This window comes from Lysobacter korlensis (genome assembly GCF_042434515.1).
In genome coordinates, this window is record NZ_JBHLTG010000031.1 from 1 (window position 1) to 3,299 (window position 3,299).

Annotated in this window: 3 protein-coding genes; all 3 read right to left on the reverse strand. The window is 63.3% G+C overall.

The genetic code is table 11. The annotated features are described in order from the left end of the window. Positions 1-1,463 precede the first annotated feature (1,463 nt). Complete coding sequence (locus tag ACFFGH_RS34210) at positions 1,464-1,904, reverse strand: hypothetical protein (protein WP_386677397.1); 441 nt, start codon at positions 1,902-1,904, stop codon at positions 1,464-1,466. A gap of 86 nt (positions 1,905-1,990) precedes the next feature. Further along, complete coding sequence (locus ACFFGH_RS34215; RefSeq protein WP_386677399.1) at positions 1,991-2,365, reverse strand: GFA family protein; 375 nt, start codon at positions 2,363-2,365, stop codon at positions 1,991-1,993. A gap of 446 nt (positions 2,366-2,811) precedes the next feature. Beyond that, entirely contained in the window at positions 2,812-3,198 is a 387-nt protein-coding gene (locus ACFFGH_RS34220; RefSeq protein WP_386677401.1) for a hypothetical protein, read from the reverse strand. Positions 3,199-3,299 lie beyond the last annotated feature (101 nt).

Below are 3,299 nucleotides of genomic sequence, written 5' to 3' on the forward strand. Positions count from 1 at the left end.
ATGGCCGAAAGACGAGCCGGGGCGTGCTTACTCGCTAGCCGGGCCTCCGCACAGAACATGGCCTGTTCCAATGCGGCCTAACACCTGAGTTAAGCCGCACCGCGTAGTGGAGGTAAAAAACTGGCAGGCTTTCTCTGCCAGTTTTTTGCCGGAGCGAAGCGGTGTCGGCTTGGACGAACTGTTAGGGCGTGCAGCGATGCTTTTGAAGGCGCCCACCCGAACAGCGAATGCCTGTCATGGTGCCACGGCCGGACCTGACCGGCGAGCGGGCGAGGGCCGCCGACCAGAACTAGCCGGAGCGGGCTGCCGGAGGCAGGCCAACCGAACCGCACGAGCCCGGGTGCCGATGCCGCAGCCGCCGGGGATGTGGCCGGCCGGGTGCTGCCGAGTGGAAGGTGGGCGAGCTACGCCAACTGGAGCAGCTCGCGGGGTAGGCGACAGATTGTCCGGCACGACGCCGGGATACGCAGGGTGCGACCAAGGCTCTTGCTAACGACTGCGGCACTACCAGCATGCCGGCCTAACACCTGAGTTAAGCCGCGCCGCGAAGCGGCGTCGGCTTGGACGAATTGATAGGCATTAGCGACGGTGCGTCCACGTGCGATCCTACGGTCGTAAATGGAGGTGCCGAGGGCTGTACCTATGAGGAGCGCTACTGCCAGCACTGAGTACCCAATAGCTGACAGAAGCCACGGTGTGGCCGGAAGCTCATAGGGAATCAGCGAAAGCAGCGCAAAGCCGACTCCCTCGCCTAGCGCGGCCGCAGAAAGGGCATGAGCGAAACGGTAGCTCGAGACGCGGTACGCCAGGTGCGCGAACACGGCGGCATAAGCGATGAGGAGTGCCGCCTCGGTCCCGACGTAGGCGAGCAGAAGGGACCTTGACTCCGCGGAATCGGGCCTGGGCTCGAAGAGGCCGGCAACGATGCCGACGCCAAGGATCATGAGTGCATGGACCACAATGCTTTTCCAGCGCACGACGTTGCTTCCTCTAATGCCTAACACCTGAGTTAAGCCGCGCCGCGAAGCGGCGTCGGCTTGAACGAATAGTTAGGCTGCAGCATACCGGCCGGAGCCGGAAAAGAGACAACGGCCGAGACCAGAGCCAGAGGGCGGGCAGGGCGGCACAGCAACAGGCGGTGCGGTCAGTCGGCAGGGACCGAAGGCAGTCAACTCGGCGGCGGCTGCAGCGCAAGCGCCCGCCGAGAACCGCCGCAGCGTGACGAAGTTATGCCCGATAACCTAGCCGGGCGCGGCCGAAAGAGCGTGAGGTCCGATGCACCCGAAGGCAGCCAACCGTCCCGGCCGATGCCGCGGGCGCTGTGACGAGAACCGCGGCGCATTTGCTGGAGTGCTTACGACGCACGAGGCCGCGTAGGGCCTCACCGACCAGGACAGCCACTGCTGCCCGCCTAACACCTGAGTTAAGCCGCACCGCGAAGCGGTGTCGGCTTGGACGAATTGTTAGGCGCCAACCAGGTACGCCTCGAACGAAGGGTGCACGGCAAGCTGCCCGCCACGTGCCGAAATATAGCAGCCTGGATTTGCCACCAGCTTGGGCGCAATAGTCGCCGCCAACTGATCACCCACAAGCTGGGGCAGAAGCCCTACCGCCTGCTCGAGGGAGGCCAGCGCAAAAGTTGCCTCACCGTCATCGTGGGTTGAGAGGCTGATCGCGCCCACGCGGGAGGAGAAGTCCACCAGCTCCAATGACGGGTCATCCAGTCGTTGCAGCCACCACGCAACCGTCGCCGCCTCTGGCAGGGCGCCCGCAGATAGCCATTCGCCGTGCGACTCGGCGCCTAACTCCAACAGCTCGACAGCCGCCTCCGCCGAAAACGTGGAGAGGCACTCGGCTGTGGATACCTCGCCGAGGTACAAGATCGCCGTGCCATCAGATTGCACTTGTAGCGAGTAGCAGGAGGGCTGCATTTGGCGCCTAACACCTGAGTTAAGCCGCGCCGCGAAGCGGCGTCGGCTTGGACGAATTGTTAGGGCGCAACCGAGACCAGAGTCTGGGCTGCCCCACTGCTGGCCCCGATAGGTCCGATAGCTGTCAGATCGACCCCCTCGATGCAGGCCAGGTTGAACCCGTATTCCGTCGGCACACTGCGGCGCTGGTGATGCGTATAGATGCCGCAAATGCTGCAAAAGTAGTGTTTGGCCGTCTTGGTATTCCACTGGTAGAGCGACAGCTTATCCGCGCCGCGAGTCACGCGCAGCCGCTCTAGCGGGACAGCGGCCATGATCGCGCCCTTGCGGCTGCAGATGGAGCAGTTGCAGCGCCGGACATTCTCGTAGCCGTTCTCGAGGTCGACTTCGAACTCGACGGCCTTGCAGTGGCAGCTTCCTTTCTCAGTTCGCATTTCCCTCTCCATTGCGCCCTAACACCTGAGTTAAGCCGCGCCGCGAAGCGGCGTCGGCTTGGACGAATTGTTAGGCGAGCGGCTAGTCATTTCCGCCACCGGAACCGCTACAGCCACAAATGGATGACCCTTGGGCCAGGGTGGTCTCATCCCCGGGCCCAAGCGCAGGGTCGTGACTTGAAAGTACATGAGTAGAAGGCCGGTCGGTGGCGAGAAAAGCTAGTGCCAGCACCGCGCCTACAACGGGTACAAGCCAGACAAGGACGACCTGCATCGACCGCTGGGCCGGCGCTAAGGACGGCGACCGAACGATGGCGACTGATGCCGCAACATTGAGCAGCGCCAGCAAGGCTAGGCCGTAGATCATGCAGTTGCCCATATGCTCCTACGCCGCCTAACACCTGAGTTAAGCCGCGCCGCGAAGCGGCGTCGGCTTGGACGAATTGTTAGGTGCCATGCTGCAGGTCTCCGAGCCTGACCTCAAGCGCCCGAGTGAACTCGCTGTGGAAAGTTGGCAGCGGCACGTCAGCGACGGCCGCAGCGACGGCGGGGCTCACTGTCCCGGCCGGGGTCGCAACCCGCCGATAAGCGTCAGCGCCATCGACCCAGTCGTAGGCATAGAGGCCAGCCGACGAATAGCTTTGCCACACGGCCGGCGATCCCCAGCCTGAAACCGGGACGAGATCTGCTGCTGCGTCATGGCTCTCAATGGCTTGGAACACCAATTCCGGAATAGGGCCGGAGCCACCCGTCGCGAACAGCGCGATACGACCGGCTGCATCACGGGCGAACCAGTCGAACTCTCTTCCTTCGACTGCCGCAGAGCTGTCCATGGCACCTAACACCTGAGTTAAGCCGCGCCGCGAAGCGGCGTCGGCTTGGACGAATTGTTAGGCGTCATCGAGCCTGTTTAGCACACGGTGAAGCACAGAGA

Coding starts and splice junctions, on each gene's coding strand:
- ACFFGH_RS34215 (WP_386677399.1), bottom strand. CDS start 2,365: ATGCGAACTGAGAAAGGAAGCTGCCACTGCAAGGCCGTCGAGTTCGAA.
- ACFFGH_RS34220 (WP_386677401.1), bottom strand. CDS start 3,198: ATGGACAGCTCTGCGGCAGTCGAAGGAAGAGAGTTCGACTGGTTCGCC.